Genomic DNA, 15,602 nt, shown 5'->3' with positions numbered 1-15,602 from the left:
AAGATAACAGGTTAAATAAAAAAATAAGAGGCTAACCTATGAAGGTTAGCCTCTTAAATTGTTATTTATCAAATAAGTTCTCTAATAATTCTGAAGTTAAATAAGTCATGTCTGAGATAATAACGTCTGCTTTTGTTTGATCTACAGCATGATAAGCTGGATTATTATATGCTACACAAAGCATTTCGGCATTTTTAGCTGCTTGAATACCATTAGTTGAATCTTCAATAACAATGGCATTTTCAGTTGGAATATTTAAATCTTTTGCAACTGCTAAAAAGACATCTGGAGCAGGTTTTGAATGTTCAACTTCCTCACCTGATTTGATGTAATCAAAGTACTGACTTAAATTTAAGTTATCTAGATGACTTTGAATAATAGGTTTTTCAGTTGATGAAGCCACCGCTAATGTATAACCAGCTGATTTTAATTCAGCAAGACTCTCAGCTATATTTGGGATTAATTCTACTTTTTCAGTTTCAAATAAGTGCAGTAATTGTTTTTTAGCAATTACCTTTAGCTCTTCTAAACTTTGTGGTAAATCAAAATCTTTTTTCAGATTTCCCCATATATTATCTTGAGTTGTTCCACAAAAACGACTGAAATAATCAAGTTCCACTTCTTTACCAAAACTCTTAATAATTTGATACTCAGATTTCATATAAAATTTTTCCGTATCAATTAATACGCCATCCATATCAAAAATAATCAATTCTAATTTTTTCACTTCGTCACCTCATGCTATTTTAGAAACAAATTAATCTCTTTTTTCTATTATAACTTACTTTGTAAACAAATCTATTTTCTTGTGTCAGCTGAAAGGCTTGTTGCTGAAAAAATAGCTTTTATTAATAATGGGGTAATAACAACGGCTGCTATCATTTCAGGAATACCATTTGTAGCAACTAAAGTTAGTAACACTGTTGTTAATCCTGAAGACGTTGTGTTATATGCTGTTGCCATTGGTTCTGTATAAATCGCTCCCATCAATCCTAATACTAAAACAGTATTTGTTAAAGCTCCTAATGCTGCTGATATTGCTGTTGAAATATATACTTTTTTGGTCTTTTTATATAGCAATGTAAACACAACACCTGCTACTAAACCAACTAAAATTCTTGGTAGTACTGAGATAACTGGATTAGTAAAAATCAATGTATCTAAGGGAGTCGTTGGCATTGTCCACGCTCTATACATTGTAAGTAATCCCCAAATTAATCCAATTAACATTCCATCTTTTGTACCTAATGTAATAGCTGCTACGATTACAGTAATATGAATGATAGTGATACTAACAGCAAATAATGGAATGAATCCAAGAAATGGAACCATAGACTGTACCATTATTATTGCAATCAGTATCCCCCTTATAGTTAATCGATAAGCTTTACTTTGAGTACCTGACATCATCTTTTTCCATCTCCTATGTAAAATAATTTAGAACTACTATACCATTTAGATGTATAAAAACCCAATAATTGAACTGAACTTTTATTTTGTTAAATCTTATTGCTCTTTGACTTTGAGTAAAGTAGCAAATTTCTTAGGCATTTTAGAATTAAATTTTAATTTTTTTCCAGTAGTTGGATGGATTAATACTAATGTTGCCGCATGTAATCCTAAACGTTTCATTGGATTTCCGTGAGCTCCGTATTTTTTATCTCCTACGATTGGATGACCCAAGTCCTCCATATGAACACGAATTTGATTTTTACGACCTGTTTCAAGATTAACTTCAAGTAACGTGTAATTTCGGTTACTTCTTATTTTTTTGTAATGAGTAATGGCTTCTTTTCCACCATTATCAAATGAACTTGAGTACATTTTAAATGTTTTACTTTCTGTTAACCAAGATTTAATAGTTCCTTGATTCTTTTTAACTTCACCTTCAACTACAGCTGTATAAGTTCTTTCAAGGACTTTTTCTTTCCAATTTTCTTGTAAAGCTTGTTTAGTTTGTTCATTTTTAGCAAATAACATAATACCTGATGTATCTTTATCTAAGCGGTGCACCACATAAATACGATTTTTAGGATGATCTCTTTTAACATATCCCATTAATTGATTGTGAGCTGTTACTTCAAATTGGTTTTGTCCTGCAATAGAGAGCATACCTGATTCTTTTTCAATGATAATAATATCTTCATCTTCGTAGACAATTTCAATGCCAACAAGCGCTTGCTCACTCATAGCTGTTTTATTGTCTTGAGTCATCACTCGTTGACCTGGTTTTAACGGGTGATTATGTTGCGTGATACTTTGACCGTCTACATAAATCTGCCCTCTTGTTAAAACTGATTTAATAGCGTTACGACTTTTTCCTTTCATTTCCTCTAATAGAAATGGTAACAATGTCGTTTCTTCTTTAACAACATAATATTGTCCTGAATTATTTTTTTCTTTAGTTGCCTTTACTGGCTTTTTTTTATTCTTCATATATAGTGACTCTCTTCTCTGATTTATTTATATCTAGTTTACTTTAACATGTTTTCAATGATTTTTCATTTTTATCTGTCATCTTTTTAATTTAATCCCTTTTGATTTCATTTCTTTTTTTCGCTATAATTAAGATTTGTAATCATCTATAAGGAAGAAGGAATATTATCATGAAATGGAAAAAGTTAGTACTTGCTTCACTTTTAACCACTCTTTTTTTAGGAGCTTGCTCATCTAATAACAAAAAAGAGAGTAAACAAGCCAGTGATACCATAGGCGGAGAGTTAACAGTTTTAACGAATCGTACTGATGGGGATACTATCTTTAAACAAATAGAAACTGATTTTATCAAAAAATACCCTGACGTTACTGCTGTCAAATTTGAAAACATTGCAGATTACGATCAAACAGTCATGACTCGTATGAATGGTGGCGAATACGGTGATGTGTTATTCATCCCTTTCTCAATGGCTGGAAGTAGAGAAGATTATCCAACTTACTTTGAAAAATTAGGAACAACTGAGGAACTTTCAAAAGATTACCTTGATGTCTATGAAGCTGATTATAAAGATGATGTTTATGGATTACCCGTTGCCTTAAACTCACTTGGAATTATATACAACGAAGCAGTTTTAAAAGAAGCGGGAATTACAGAACCTGCTACAACAACAGAACAATTTATTAAAGATTTAGAGACAATCAAAGAAAAAACAGGAGCAACTCCTTTTTATTCTAATTACCAAGCTGTTGCCGTTTGGGCAGGAGCACTAACTTCGTTTGGCGGAGAACAATTCAAATCTGAAACATTAAAATCAGGAGATGCCTTTAAAGAAGGAATGCCAATAAGAGAAGTCATGGATTTATTCTATGAAATGGCATCAAAAGGTTTAATTGAACAAGATCCGATGACTTTAGATAGCCAAACTGCTTTTTCTCAATTAGCTGAAGGTAAAATTGCTATGCTAATGAATGGTTCTCAAGAAGTTTCTGGTATCCAAGAAATGACTAAAGATCCGATTAACATAATGAATTTCCCTATTGAAACAGATGGTAAAACTAGCTTACCACTAGGAGCTCCTGCTGTAATGGGCATTAGTAAAAAATCAAAAAATACTAAAACAGCTGAAGCTTTTGTTGATTTCTTTTTATCTGAAGAAAGTGGCTATGCTAAAGATTTAAAAGGTATGCCTAATCTAAAAGCTGATTTGTCAGCAGACGAACAAAAATTAATTGATAATAGTAACGTCATTCTAACTGTTGCTACTGAAACACCAGAAACAAACGCGACTTATTCAGCTATCGCTGATGAAGTTGGTGTGTCTCGTTTAACTGATTGCTTACAACAAGTTATTAACATCGGTCTATATCCTGATAAAAATATGTCTTATGAAGATTATATAAAAGAATTATCAGATAAATGGACGACTGCTGCTAAGAATCATGAGTAAACTCAATAAAAAACAGCTTTTTATTTTTCTTATTTTCCCAGTTAGTTTGCTATTTATTTTTGGCATTCTTCCTATGATTAACTTAATCATTATTAGTTTTACTTCATGGAATGGGATGGGCTCTGATTTTGAATGGGTGGGGTTTAATAATTACGCCACCCTTCTTTCAAGTCCTGTTTACTGGAACTCTTTAAAAGTTAATAGCTATTACCTTATTTCTGGTATGTTACAAATGATTCTAGCTTATTATTTTGCTGTTATTCTATCTGAAAAAACATACGGAAAAAACTTTTTCAAAAGTCTTTTTCTGTTTCCATCTCTTATCAGTAGTATTGCGGTAGCTATGATTTTCAGATTATTTTTTAGTCCTGATGGGGCTTTTGATCAACTACTGACTAGTTTACACTTACAACAGTGGCAAACGTTTTGGTTAGGCGATCCCGATCAGGTCAATATTACACTTGCCAGTATTTCTTTATGGAGAAACTTAGGTATCAGTTTTTTACTTTATTACAGTGCTATTCAAAGTGTACCTAAACACTATCAAGAAGTTTGTATTCTTGAAGGGGCTACCCTTTGGCAAAAAACTTTTTTAGTGACGATTCCACAAACTAAAAAAATCATTCAACTTAATACGTTACTGCTAATCATTGGGGTGATTTCAGTTTTTGATATTCCCTTTATTTTGACAAACGGCTCTAACGGAACCACTACGATAGTTGTTCAAACCATGAAATTAGCTTTTGAGCAAAAAAAATACGGTTTGGCTTCTAGTCTTTCTGTTCTAATTACTTTATTGATTGTCTTATTAAGCGGACTACTTCAAATATTGAAGAAAAAAAGAGAGGTGAATTCATGAAATACTTAGGACATTTTATTAAATACACCTCTCTTTTGATTTGGGCTTTTATTATTTTATTTCCTTTAAGTATTCTTTTTTTAGGTTCATTTATGAGTCTTAATGAATTTTCATCCTCACAAGGTCTTCGCTTACCTGAGAGTTTTTTATACCTAAATAATTATTCAGAAGCTATCAAAGAAAGTAATTTAGTCAAAAGTTTTCTTGTGACCTTCACTATAATATTAGTAAGTGTTTTTCTAAGTGTTTTCATTGGTTCAATGGTTGCTTATGTGTACCATCGTTTCGATTTTAAATTAAAAAAAGGTCTGCTTTTTGCTTACTTTTTAGTCTCTGCAGTGCCTATGGTAGTTACTCAAGTTGGAACATTTAATATTATGACAGGGCTTGGTGTATACAATACCATTTGGGCACCTATTTTACTTTATGTTGGGGCAGATGTTACCATGATTTATCTTTATTTACAAAATATGGAGCAGATTCCTTTGGAGTTAGATCAAGCGGCGATGATGGATGGTGCTTCTTACTTTCAGATTTATCGACATGTTATTTTCCCCATGTTGATTCCAGCAACCACGACAGTTAGTTTGTTGAAAATGTTAAGTATCTACAATGATTTCTACATTCCATATCTCTATATGCCAAGTAGTGACTTACCTACTATTTCAACTGCTATTTTTAGGTTTGTTGGCCCTTATCAAATAAACTGGCCGTTAATTTGTGCTTTTATATTAATAAGTATTTTACCAATGCTTATCATTTATTTGTTTTTACAAAAATATATTGAAAAAGGATTATCTCAAGGGAGCGTAAAAGAATAATGATTCAAAAATTATGGAAATGGGGAATCGGATTTCCTGCTCGTGCTTATACCGTTATGGAAATTCGAACTGGGTTTGCTACTGGACTTCCTATCTTAAGTTCTAGTTTATTTGCAGCCTATCTCACAGGAAAGTTAAATCTACTTTATTTAATTCTCTTTTTTGTGAGTGGCTTTTCTTTCAATATTGTCGCCAATGTGGCAAATGAAATCCGTGCTTATTTAAAACAAGAAGAAAATGAAGATACTTTTACAGGCCATTTAGGAAGTGAAGGCTTAGTGCGTGGAGATGCTACCTTTTTAGATGCACTTTTAACTCTATTAGCATGGATAGGTTTAGGTGGTTTAAGTGGACTAGCATTAGTCTTTTTTACTAAAAGCATGGGACTACTTCTTTTAGGTGTCATTGGGTTACTTGCTTCCATAACTTATTCACTAGGTCCTGCTCCTTATATTGTTCTTCCGATTGGCGAGTTTGTCTCTGGCCTTTTAGTTGGGGGACTTAGTTCTCTCGTTGCCTTTTGGCTACAAGCTGGCTTTTTAAATACTTCAGCGTTTGCCTATGCTTTTATTTGTATGATGTTAACTGTCTTTTTAATGAGTACCAATAACACAGGTGATTACGATAAAGATTTAGGAGTCAGAAAAACCTGGCCCCATGTGATTGGTTTTAGACGATCTATTTTGATTCTGATTCCCGAAAGTATTTTAGTATTATTCACATGGACTTATTTAGGTTTTACCGTTTTAACTTGGTGGCAAACACTTATTGGATTCATCTTATTTTTTATTGATGGCTACTTAAGATGGCTAAAGGATTATCTTAAAATTCAAGAAGTTTATCCTGAAATGGGACGAGATTTTGGTCCTAGACCCTTATTATTAATTCGCTCATTTCATACAGTAATGGCGATATTATTTTTTGTTTCCATGTAACTCAGAAAGGACGATACTATGGCAACTATTAGATTACAACAAAATAGAATCAACCCTCTATCTCTTCCCTTAATTCTTGGACAAGAACTAGGTATATTTCAAAAAAATCACTGTTCAGTTGAGTTACAATTAGATGATCAGTTTGTTTTCCAAGGAAAAAACGCCTTCTTAAATGGAGAGATAGATGCTCAAATGGGTGATACAACTTTTTTCTTTTATTATTTAAAAGAAGGTAAAAACGCTGTTATCACTTCTACTTTAACAAGAACCATTCAATTAGTTGGTCAAAAAAATTGGCAAGCTTTAAATGAATTAACTGTGGGAATTAGTCGTACTGGTCTCTTTAGATTCTTTGTTGATACTTATCTGCATGAAGAACTACCTCCAGTGACCTATGATTTCATTAATAATACTTATGAGAGAATTCAATCTTTAGAGGACAAAAAAATTCAAGCTTTAGTAGCGATTGAACCTTTTGTAACAACTGTTCTAAGTCTACCTGAACAAGAAGTTATTTGGCATTCCAATCAACTCGATGCTTGCTTTGTGATGTGGTGTTTTGATGCTGAATTTGCGAATAAGTACCCTGAAGATATCAGAAGTTTCCACAGGTCACTTGAAGAGGCTCAAACTTACTTTAATCAACAGTCAGCTGAAGAAAAAGTGGCGTTACTTGTCAAACATTGTCATTTACCAGAAGAAAAAGCTTTGATTTTTAAAGATTTTTCATTTGAACCACAGCAAAACTATGCTGAATCTGACTTTGCCTTATGTCAAGATTGGATGTTTAACAATCAAGAAATCGATAAAAAAATAGCCCCTAAAGAAGGACTATTTCAAACATTTTAAAAGTGCTAGTTATAGCTATGTTAAGAACTCCAAGTGTTTCTTACATCTCTATAGCTAGTTTTTTTATTTACGACTAGCTAAAAATTCTCTAACTTCAACTAAATCATTTAATTGATAGGTTGGTTGATAAGCTCGTTCTTTATTAACTGGTAATTGTTTCTTTAATTCATATTTTCCAGTTAAAGGAGCCAAATCTGTAATATCATCCTCAACTAAAATAGAGGGAATACCACCACGGCTTGCAGCCTCAATCCCTGCTAAAGAATCCTCTAAAACTAACGCCTCTTTAGGATCAATCTGTAATTTTTCACATGCCGTAACAAATATCTCTGGATTTGGTTTTCCTATACTTACTTCGTCCCCTGCTACAATGACATCAAAAACATCAGGCATATTTTCTATTTCTAAATACAAATCAATAATCTCTCTTTTAGATGAAGATGCTAAAGCTATGAGATAGTCATTTTCTTTTAAGTAAGCTAGTAACTCTAATAATCCTTTTTTCTTATAAACTCTTTTTTCTTCAGCTAAAATTTCTTTTTTAGTAGCAATCATAAATTCTCGCCAAGTATCCGTAGGTAGTTCTTCACCGTATAATTCTTTTAATTCTGCTCTAAAACCAGCTTCATTTCTACCAGTTAATTGGTAATACACATTAGGATTCAATTCAAAATCAAATTCCAAAGCTGTTTTACTGTACACTCTATAGGCTAATCTCCCTGTATCAAACATTAAGCCATCCATATCGAAAATAATTAATTTCATTGTAAACTCCTCTTCTTACATTATATCCATTATTATAGCATACAAAAAACTAGCCTTTTTCAACAGTAAGGCTAGTTTTAATCAGTTTATCTTTAGAGTACTTGCCAAGCATTATATAAATTAATTAATAGAACCAAAATAATTACATATTGATACACTTGGTTAACTCTCTGGTCTGACACTTTTCCACTTACATACGAACCTAAAAAACCGCCCATAATAGCTGCTGGTATCACATAATACAATATCGTTAAATCGTAACGTTCCATGTTAGCTGTTAATAAAACTGTTGTCACTTTTGTTAGTTGAGAGAAAAAAATAGTGATTATGGAATAGACTGTTGCTTGCTTGATTGGCATATCAAATAAAAACATAAGTAAAGCAACATTTATCGGGCCACCACCGATTCCTAACAAACTAGCTAAGAAACCAAGTAATAAACCAGTGCCTATTGCAAGCAGATTAGATTGGTAATGATGATTGTTCCAAACTCCTTTACTATACATAAATGATAACAAAAGTGTTGCTACTGTTAGAGCAATCTGAATTAACTGTACTTCGCGTCCACTTGGGAAAGCTATTAATATTTTTTCAAAAACGCTATTCCCTAAGAAACCACCTAACATAGCTCCAAAAGAAACTTGAACAGCAAAAAGCCAATTAACTTTAACACCGTTTTGTAGTTGCTTACTAGTCGAAACGATTGACATCGTTAAAACTGCCACACTTGAATAAAAAGAGATAGCCGCCACTGAATGGATATTAATCAAGTCAAATATCGGCTTGATTAATACGCCACCTCCCATTCCTGAAATAGCTCCAAGGGTGTTAGCAAATACTATGACAATAAAATAAACTATTCCAACCATTTGTACTCCCCTATCTTCATATCATTCTCATTGTCTCACATTATTTTTAATAACTCTGTATCCCTATCAACTTTGTCTTTAGTTGTCGGGATAACATTTTTGAACTCTGCTGAGTTTGTTATGATAATTGGCGTTTGTAATGAATAGCCACTAGCAAGTATTCTTTCCCTATCAAATTCAATTAGTAACGCCCCTTGTTTCACAATGTCCCCTTGCTCCACAAAAGAAGTGAAATAGTTTCCATTTAAATTAACAGTGTCAATTCCAATATGAATCAACATCTCTATTCCATTATCAAAGGTTAACCCAATCCCATGCTTAGTTGGTAATAAAGTCGTTACTACACCATTAGCTGAAGCATAGACTTTATTGGTTAACGGAATAATCCCCACACCTTTTCCTAGTAACTCTCCCGAAAAAATATTGTCCTCTATTTCCGAGAGTTTAATCACTTTTCCTTTAATGGGAGCTAATATACTTTTTTCTTTTAGTTTTAGGTCATTTTTTTCTTCAATCACAGGATCCATACTATTAGAATACGCTATAGTAAGAGATAGTAACAAACCTACAATAAAAGCAACTGAAATAGCCATTAAATAACCATAAAAGGCTTTTTCCACTCCTAACTCTGGATTAATATAGTTTGGTATGCCGAATATGCCAAGCCCTCCCATGTTAAACAACTTTGAACCAAACAAACCAATAATCATGCCTGCAATAGCAGAAGCAAATAAAGTCGCATAAAAGGGCTTTTTACGAGGTAAGGTTATTCCATAAATTGAGGGTTCAGAAACACCTAGCAAGCTAGATATAAAAGCAGAGATACCTAAACTTTTAAGATTCTTATTTTTTGTTTTAATGACAACTCCTAAAACAACTCCAGCAGTAGCAAACGAGGTCGCACTTCCTAATGCCAAAATCGGATCAAATCCCATTGTAAGGATATTATTAATTGAAATAGGTATTATCCCCCAGTGTAGGCCCAACATTACTAATAACTGCCAAGTTCCTCCAATAATAATTCCTGCTATGACTGGATTAAGTTGATATAAAGTTAACGTAAGCCAGCCAAGTAAATCTCCCATCCAAGTTGCTACAGGTCCAATTACCAAAAAAGTAAGTGGTACGACTATTAATAAAGTAACTAATGGAACTAAAAATGATCTAACTATCGAAGGGATGATGTGATAAATTTTTTTATATACCTTTGAAGCAAAATATATAGCAATGACTATCGGAATAATACTAGCCCCGTAATCCATTGTAATCACTGGAATACCTAAAAAAGTAATATAAACTGGTGATTCAATTAAAGTTCCTTTAAACAATACATATAGTGGCTCAGCACTAGAAGACGCTATCCCTGTCATAACTGGGTGAACTAAGGCTGCACCTATAATCATTCCTAAGAAAGGTGGCAATTTAAATTTCTTAGAAGCTGTATACCCTAAAAATATTGGAAAAAAATACATTAAACTGTCACCAGTTGCTTGAAGTATTTTATACGTTCCTGAATCAAGGGTCAGCCAATTAAATGCTAAAAAAGTAGCCGTTAATCCCTTAATCATCCCTGTAGCAGCTAAGACTCCTAATATAGGTGTAAAAATACTAGAAATAATATCAATAAATCGATTAAATATTCCATTTGATTCAATTTTTATTGTCTCTGTACTTTCATTGCGTTCTAACAGTTTTAGTAGTTCTTGGTACACTTCTGATACATGATTGCCGATTACTATTTGAAACTGCCCTCCACTTTGAACAACTGCAATAACACCTTCCAATTTTTCAACTGCTTTTTTATCTATTTTTGCCTCATCGTTTATATTTATTCTCAAACGGGTCATACAATGTTTACACTCTATAATGTTATCTTTTCCACCAATTGCTGCTAATATTTCTTTTGCTAAATGTTGGTATGTCATTGTCTACCACTCTCTCTATATAAAATACGAAAAGCAAAACGAAAAAAATGGTTACTAGACATTCTTTTAGTTTTGCTAACTTTATCAGGATTTTTTTAACGTTCAATAAAAAATGAATAATCCATTTATCATAAAAATAATTGAATCTAAATCTAGAGTATTATGAATTGTTAGTAATGTCAAAACATCTTTTAACGTCTATTCACTTCTATACTCTTTATAAGAGAGATTTTCTAGTACAAACGATATATAATAACATTTTGCCACTTCTTAAATAAAAAAAACACATTTTGTTTAATTTATAATATTTAAGTCATTTTATTAATCAAAACCACTTATTTTTTTGTCGTTTCAGGTTAATTTTTTTTTAAATCCGTCGATAATAATTAGTATAAACTACTTACATAAAACGTTCCTTAAATAACAAGAAAAGGAGATTATTTATGAAAAAAGGAACATGGGTATTCATGATTGTTTTAATGCTTACTGTAGGTGGAATCAAAACGGCACACGCTTATTCGAAAAAGAAAAGTGGTAACCAACAAGATAACATCACCATTAAAGTAAAACCAATCACTTCAAATAGCAAGGAACTCGTAGAAACAACAGAAACATCCGAAAGGAAACAAGCAGAATCAAAAAAGACTCAACCAAGTAAAACTGAGAACTCTTCTGTGGCAAATGTTGCAGCTTCTCCTCCAAGTGAAGTAGATACACACGATTTATCTCTTGAAACACCCACCCATAAGGATGACGTAATTATTGAAGAAGTTTATGAAAACATCGTTGAAGACACTATTCCAGTGGAACAATCTAATCAAGAAAATTTTAGTGGTGTTAGCTATTTAGGCTATGACTATGAGCTAGGCTACTTTAGTGGATTTGATTATTTACCACCTTGGACCAATATGGTTTACCAGTGGACTAATTTTCCAAATCATTATCTCGTAGAAAAAGCTAGTTATCCTGGACAAACTATTTTTGGGTTACAAATTGGATCAACTGTCGTTATTGAAGGTGTCTCTTATAAGGTTTATGATATTGTGTATAATCATCCAAATAATCAAGAAGCTTTAGATATGGTGCTTTATTCTGGAGCAGCAGCATCTATGCAAGTTTGTGTTTCTCTGGATGACGACGCTGACTTAAATCTATACTTCCTTAGATAACTAAAACTAAAATAAGGCATCAAACACAAAAATTAGGAAACTCTTTTTGTATTTAATGCCTTATTTTTTTATCATTACGATATATCTAAACTTTCACCAACTGCCATTACTTTACCAGATTGTTCTTGTAGTAAATTAACAAAGTCCAATGGATTTTGCTTAATAACTGGAAATGTATTGTAGTGAATAGGAACATTTATTTTGGCTCCTATAGCTTTAGTTGCCTTCACTGCATCTTTTATGCCCATTGTAAAATTATCGCCTATAGGTAAAAATGCCACATCCACTTTAAAATCTTCTTTAATTAAACTCATATCAGAAAAATATGCTGTGTCCCCTGCATGATAAACAGTCTTCTCTCCACTCGTAATGACAAAACCACTTGGATTTCCCATGTAGATTGAACCATCTTCAACATCAAAAGCTGAACTATGTTGAGCGTGTACCATCTTAACTAAACCAAATGGAAAAGTAAAACTGCCTCCAATATTCATGCCATGAGTTCTTTTTACGCCCTGTCTTTCAACATAGCCTGTTATTTCTGGACAGGCAACAACAATCGCATCATTACTTTTGGCAATAGCAACTGTATCACCCAAGTGGTCATTATGACCATGAGTTACTAAAATATAGTCTACTTTTATTTTTTCAACATCTAAATCACTTAAAGGATTACCTGTAACAAATGGGTCAATTAATAGTCTGGTTCCATCTGTCGTTTCAATTATGATACAAGAATGACCATGATATTCTAATTTCATTGTTAATTCCTCCTTCTATTATATTAATTGTACCTTTTTATACAAAAATTCTCAAAAAAAAAAACAAATAACCTTCTTTAAAGAGCATTTGTTTCTTTCTTAATATATTCACTAGGTGACGAACCAGTGTATTTTTTAAATAATTTACTAAAATGATAAGCATCTTGATAACCAACAAGATTGGCAATTTCTTTAATGCTTAGTTCCTTTTTTAATAATAATTCCTTGGCTTTTTCCATTCGTATTTTGATTAAATAATTTATCGGACTCTCTCCTGTTTCTTGTTTAAACAATTTAGACATGTAAGTTGGACTGATATACATCGAACTAGATAGACTGTCTAAGCTGATATCTTCAGAATGATGCGCCTCTAAATAGTATTTAATGGAATTAGCTAATACAGTTTTACTTTTTTCTTTTTGTTTAATCGGTCTAATGGCTAATTTTTTTTCTGCGATTTCTCTAAGAAGTAAAAATAATAAATCTGTTGATAATAACCTCATTACAGATTCTTGATACAACTTACTCTCTTCTTTTTCAATCAATATACGTTTAATGAGCTGTTGAAATATTTCTGAATCTCCCATCTTGATGACAGGATGAATAACTGGTATCTGATTTTTTTCGTAACCTAATAATTGAAAATTATCCAAACCTAAATGCATATGATGACTGATACCTTTTTTTTGCTCTTCATAATGAAGGTCGTAAGGGTTAATAATAATCACGTCCCCTGTGTTAACTAGGTAACTTTCGTGATTGATATGATAGTATGTAGGCCCTTTCAAAACAATGCTAATCTCGATTGAATCGTGATAATGAGGGTTCGCTTTAGCTCCTTCATGGAAGTAACCATCTGCTGCATATAAGACTTCAGGTTTGAATGAAGGTTTCGCTATTTCTAACATAAACTTCCTCCCTTTAACTATAATCATATATTACATCAAAAGGGCAAGATATTCCATGTTTTAAGTCCTAAATACTCGGTAAGATAGGGCAAGTATTTTAGTTTAGGAGTTGATAAAAATGGACCACATTAAGTGGATTGCACGCTACATTAAACCCTATTGGAAAAAAGAAGCCTTAGCAAGTATTATTTTAATCATTAGTTCACTTCTTCAAATAGTTAATCCGATTATTATTGGACTAATTGTAGATAATATTGTTAATGGCAAAGGAGAAGAAAATTTAGTCCTTTACTTAAGTATTCTAATTGGGGTAACCGTTTTAAAAATCATTACCCGCTACTTGTATCAAAATATGTTTGAGCGAGTAGGACAAGATGTTTTATTTGATTTAAGAGGTGATATGTATAAAAAAATCCATGAATTAGACTTTGATTTTTTTAATCATACTAGAGTTGGAGATTTATTAGCTCATATGACAGGTGATATCGACATGATTCGTCACTTTGTTTCTTGGCTAGCTTCTACTATTGTAGAAAACGTTCTTTGGTTTATTTTAGCTATTATTGTTATGTTTAAAATTGATGTGACTCTAACACTATTTATGTTAGCCGTTACACCTTTCATTTATTTATTCCAACGTCGTCTTTCAAAAGAAGTCTTTCCAAAGTTTTTTGCTATTAGGGAATCATTCTCTCAATTAAATTCAATGGTTGAAGAAAACATTGGTGGAAATCGAGTGGTAAAAGCTTTTGCTAGAGAAGACTATGAAATTGAGAAATTCAACACAGTTAATGATGATTACATGGAAAAAAACATGGAATCAGCTGATGTTTTAGCTAAAAATTTACCTTGGTTAGAATTTTTCTCTGCTAGTCTATCTGTTCTTAGTTTAGTTGTTGGAGGTATTTTAGTTATCAATTCTTCATTAACAATTGGTGCTTTAGTTACTTTTACTAACTATTTATGGATGTTAAACAATCCATTAAGAAACAGTGGTTGGATTATTAGTGACACGCAACGTTTCTTTGCTAGTTCAGTAAAAGTTCGTGCTTTACTTGATGAGCCTATCCAGATTAAATCGAAACAAGAAAACGATCAAATACCATTCACTGGAGAAGTTACTTTTGAACATGTTAACTTTTCGTTCCCAGATGATCCTGAAACATTGATTTTAGATGATATTAATTTCTCTGTTAAACCTGGACAAGTCGTGGGGATTCTTGGTCAAACGGGTTCTGGTAAATCTACATTAGTTCAGCTTATTGGACGATTCCACGAAGCTACTTCTGGTCAAGTTTATGTTGGTGGTAAAAAAATTGAAGAGTGGTCATTAAGAAAGCTAAGAGAAAATATCTCACTTGTTATGCAAGAAGCTTTTCTTTTCTCAGACTCGATTGAAGAAAACTTATCTTTTGGTGTGGATCAATTAGACCCAACACACCTAGAAAGAATGTCTCGAATTGCTGATGCCCATCAATTTATTGAAAAGTTACCAGATGGTTATCAAACAATAGTTGGTGAACGTGGCGTTGGTTTATCAGGCGGACAAAAACAACGTATCTCTTTAGCTCGTTCCTTAATGACCAAACCAGCTATTTTAATTTTAGATGATACTACTTCTGCTGTTGATATGACAACTGAAACGAAGATTCAAAAAGGATTAAAAGAAGCAATTGATGATGCGACGACTTTTATTATTGCTCACCGCATTAGCTCTGTTAAAGATGCTGATATTATCCTTGTATTAGAGAATGGTCGTATTGTAGAGACTGGTAATCATGAATCATTACTTGAAAACGAATCTGGTATCTACGCAACGATTTACGAAAAACAATTAGGACTTAAGTAGGTGAAATC

15 protein-coding genes are annotated in these 15,602 nt (G+C 32.5%); 7 read left to right on the top strand and 8 right to left on the bottom strand.

Features of this window, described 5'->3' with window-relative positions:
* Positions 1-61 precede the first annotated feature (61 nt).
* The 3 genes from ACODH8_RS04015 to ACODH8_RS04005 form a co-directional block, all read right to left on the bottom strand.
* Positions 62-727 carry an HAD family hydrolase gene (locus ACODH8_RS04015; RefSeq protein WP_420504066.1) on the bottom strand — a complete coding sequence of 222 codons (666 nt, stop codon included), beginning with the start codon at positions 725-727 and terminating at the stop codon, positions 62-64.
* A 71-nt stretch (positions 728-798) separates the two neighbouring features.
* Positions 799-1,407 carry an ECF transporter S component gene (locus ACODH8_RS04010; RefSeq protein ID WP_332466632.1) on the bottom strand — a complete coding sequence of 203 codons (609 nt, stop codon included), beginning with the start codon at positions 1,405-1,407 and terminating at the stop codon, positions 799-801.
* A 99-nt stretch (positions 1,408-1,506) separates the two neighbouring features.
* Positions 1,507-2,436, bottom strand: a complete 930-nt coding sequence (locus ACODH8_RS04005; RefSeq protein ID WP_420517551.1) for an RluA family pseudouridine synthase — start codon at positions 2,434-2,436, stop codon at positions 1,507-1,509.
* 170 nt (positions 2,437-2,606) lie between these two features.
* On the opposite strand from ACODH8_RS04005, the gene ACODH8_RS04000 reads away from it, so the two are divergent.
* From ACODH8_RS04000 to ACODH8_RS03980, 5 genes are all read left to right on the top strand, one after another.
* On the top strand, positions 2,607-3,884 hold the full coding sequence (locus ACODH8_RS04000) for an ABC transporter substrate-binding protein (protein ID WP_420517550.1): 1,278 nt from the start codon (positions 2,607-2,609) through the stop codon (positions 3,882-3,884).
* A 73-nt stretch (positions 3,885-3,957) separates the two neighbouring features.
* Positions 3,958-4,743: a sugar ABC transporter permease gene (locus ACODH8_RS03995; RefSeq protein WP_332466548.1), complete on the top strand. Its 786-nt coding sequence runs from the start codon at positions 3,958-3,960 to the stop codon at positions 4,741-4,743.
* Positions 4,740-5,564, top strand: coding sequence for a carbohydrate ABC transporter permease (locus ACODH8_RS03990; protein ID WP_420517548.1), 825 nt, complete (start codon positions 4,740-4,742; stop codon positions 5,562-5,564). Before ACODH8_RS03995 ends, ACODH8_RS03990 begins: the two co-directional genes overlap by 4 nt.
* Positions 5,564-6,499 carry a prenyltransferase gene (locus ACODH8_RS03985; RefSeq protein WP_420517547.1) on the top strand — a complete coding sequence of 312 codons (936 nt, stop codon included), beginning with the start codon at positions 5,564-5,566 and terminating at the stop codon, positions 6,497-6,499. The genes ACODH8_RS03990 and ACODH8_RS03985 overlap by 1 nt, the downstream gene beginning before the upstream one ends.
* 18 nt (positions 6,500-6,517) lie before the next feature.
* On the top strand, positions 6,518-7,348 hold the full coding sequence (locus ACODH8_RS03980; RefSeq protein WP_420517546.1) for an ABC transporter substrate-binding protein: 831 nt from the start codon (positions 6,518-6,520) through the stop codon (positions 7,346-7,348).
* 63 nt (positions 7,349-7,411) lie between these two features.
* On the opposite strand, the gene ACODH8_RS03975 is transcribed toward ACODH8_RS03980, so the two are convergent.
* The 3 genes from ACODH8_RS03975 to ACODH8_RS03965 form a co-directional block, all read right to left on the bottom strand.
* Positions 7,412-8,113, bottom strand: coding sequence for an HAD family hydrolase (locus ACODH8_RS03975; protein ID WP_420517544.1), 702 nt, complete (start codon positions 8,111-8,113; stop codon positions 7,412-7,414).
* 92 nt (positions 8,114-8,205) lie between these two features.
* A complete protein-coding gene (locus tag ACODH8_RS03970; RefSeq protein WP_332466553.1) occupies positions 8,206-8,982 on the bottom strand; it encodes a sulfite exporter TauE/SafE family protein in 777 nt (258 codons plus the stop codon).
* 35 nt (positions 8,983-9,017) lie between these two features.
* The gene (locus ACODH8_RS03965; protein ID WP_420517542.1) at positions 9,018-10,907 is read right to left on the bottom strand and encodes a beta-glucoside-specific PTS transporter subunit IIABC; all 1,890 of its coding nucleotides are present in this window, start codon (positions 10,905-10,907) and stop codon (positions 9,018-9,020) included.
* 443 nt (positions 10,908-11,350) lie between these two features.
* On the opposite strand from ACODH8_RS03965, the gene ACODH8_RS03960 reads away from it, so the two are divergent.
* The gene (locus tag ACODH8_RS03960) at positions 11,351-12,076 is read left to right on the top strand and encodes a hypothetical protein (RefSeq protein WP_420517541.1); all 726 of its coding nucleotides are present in this window, start codon (positions 11,351-11,353) and stop codon (positions 12,074-12,076) included.
* A gap of 74 nt (positions 12,077-12,150) precedes the next feature.
* Here ACODH8_RS03960 and ACODH8_RS03955 read toward each other — a convergent pair whose 3' ends face one another.
* Both ACODH8_RS03955 and ACODH8_RS03950 read right to left on the bottom strand, forming a co-directional pair.
* The gene (locus ACODH8_RS03955; RefSeq protein WP_420517539.1) at positions 12,151-12,837 is read right to left on the bottom strand and encodes a metal-dependent hydrolase; all 687 of its coding nucleotides are present in this window, start codon (positions 12,835-12,837) and stop codon (positions 12,151-12,153) included.
* Positions 12,838-12,914: 77 nt separating this feature from the next.
* On the bottom strand, positions 12,915-13,745 hold the full coding sequence (locus ACODH8_RS03950) for an AraC family transcriptional regulator (protein ID WP_420517538.1): 831 nt from the start codon (positions 13,743-13,745) through the stop codon (positions 12,915-12,917).
* A 118-nt stretch (positions 13,746-13,863) separates the two neighbouring features.
* On the opposite strand from ACODH8_RS03950, the gene ACODH8_RS03945 reads away from it, so the two are divergent.
* Positions 13,864-15,594, top strand: a complete 1,731-nt coding sequence (locus tag ACODH8_RS03945) for an ABC transporter ATP-binding protein (protein WP_420517536.1) — start codon at positions 13,864-13,866, stop codon at positions 15,592-15,594.
* Positions 15,595-15,602 lie beyond the last annotated feature (8 nt).

Origin of the sequence: Vagococcus fluvialis, from assembly GCF_048815235.1 — a bacterium.
GTDB lineage: Bacteria > Bacillota > Bacilli > Lactobacillales > Vagococcaceae > Vagococcus.
The sequence above is the reverse complement of the archived record's forward strand: the minus strand, read 5'-3'. Positions and strand labels throughout refer to the sequence as shown.

Excerpts from the sequence above, each read along its gene's own strand:
- ACODH8_RS04010 (WP_332466632.1), bottom strand. The coding sequence starts at position 1,407 with ATGTCAGGTACTCAAAGTAAAGCTTATCGATTAACTATAAGGGGGATA.
- ACODH8_RS04005 (WP_420517551.1), bottom strand. The coding sequence starts at position 2,436 with ATGAAGAATAAAAAAAAGCCAGTAAAGGCAACTAAAGAAAAAAATAAT.
- ACODH8_RS04000 (WP_420517550.1), top strand. The coding sequence starts at position 2,607 with ATGAAATGGAAAAAGTTAGTACTTGCTTCACTTTTAACCACTCTTTTT.
- ACODH8_RS03995 (WP_332466548.1), top strand. The coding sequence starts at position 3,958 with ATGATTAACTTAATCATTATTAGTTTTACTTCATGGAATGGGATGGGC.
- ACODH8_RS03990 (WP_420517548.1), top strand. The coding sequence starts at position 4,740 with ATGAAATACTTAGGACATTTTATTAAATACACCTCTCTTTTGATTTGG.
- ACODH8_RS03985 (WP_420517547.1), top strand. The coding sequence starts at position 5,564 with ATGATTCAAAAATTATGGAAATGGGGAATCGGATTTCCTGCTCGTGCT.
- ACODH8_RS03980 (WP_420517546.1), top strand. The coding sequence starts at position 6,518 with ATGGCAACTATTAGATTACAACAAAATAGAATCAACCCTCTATCTCTT.
- ACODH8_RS03975 (WP_420517544.1), bottom strand. The coding sequence starts at position 8,113 with ATGAAATTAATTATTTTCGATATGGATGGCTTAATGTTTGATACAGGG.
- ACODH8_RS03970 (WP_332466553.1), bottom strand. The coding sequence starts at position 8,982 with ATGGTTGGAATAGTTTATTTTATTGTCATAGTATTTGCTAACACCCTT.
- ACODH8_RS03965 (WP_420517542.1), bottom strand. The coding sequence starts at position 10,907 with ATGACATACCAACATTTAGCAAAAGAAATATTAGCAGCAATTGGTGGA.
- ACODH8_RS03960 (WP_420517541.1), top strand. The coding sequence starts at position 11,351 with ATGAAAAAAGGAACATGGGTATTCATGATTGTTTTAATGCTTACTGTA.
- ACODH8_RS03955 (WP_420517539.1), bottom strand. The coding sequence starts at position 12,837 with ATGAAATTAGAATATCATGGTCATTCTTGTATCATAATTGAAACGACA.
- ACODH8_RS03950 (WP_420517538.1), bottom strand. The coding sequence starts at position 13,745 with ATGTTAGAAATAGCGAAACCTTCATTCAAACCTGAAGTCTTATATGCA.
- ACODH8_RS03945 (WP_420517536.1), top strand. The coding sequence starts at position 13,864 with ATGGACCACATTAAGTGGATTGCACGCTACATTAAACCCTATTGGAAA.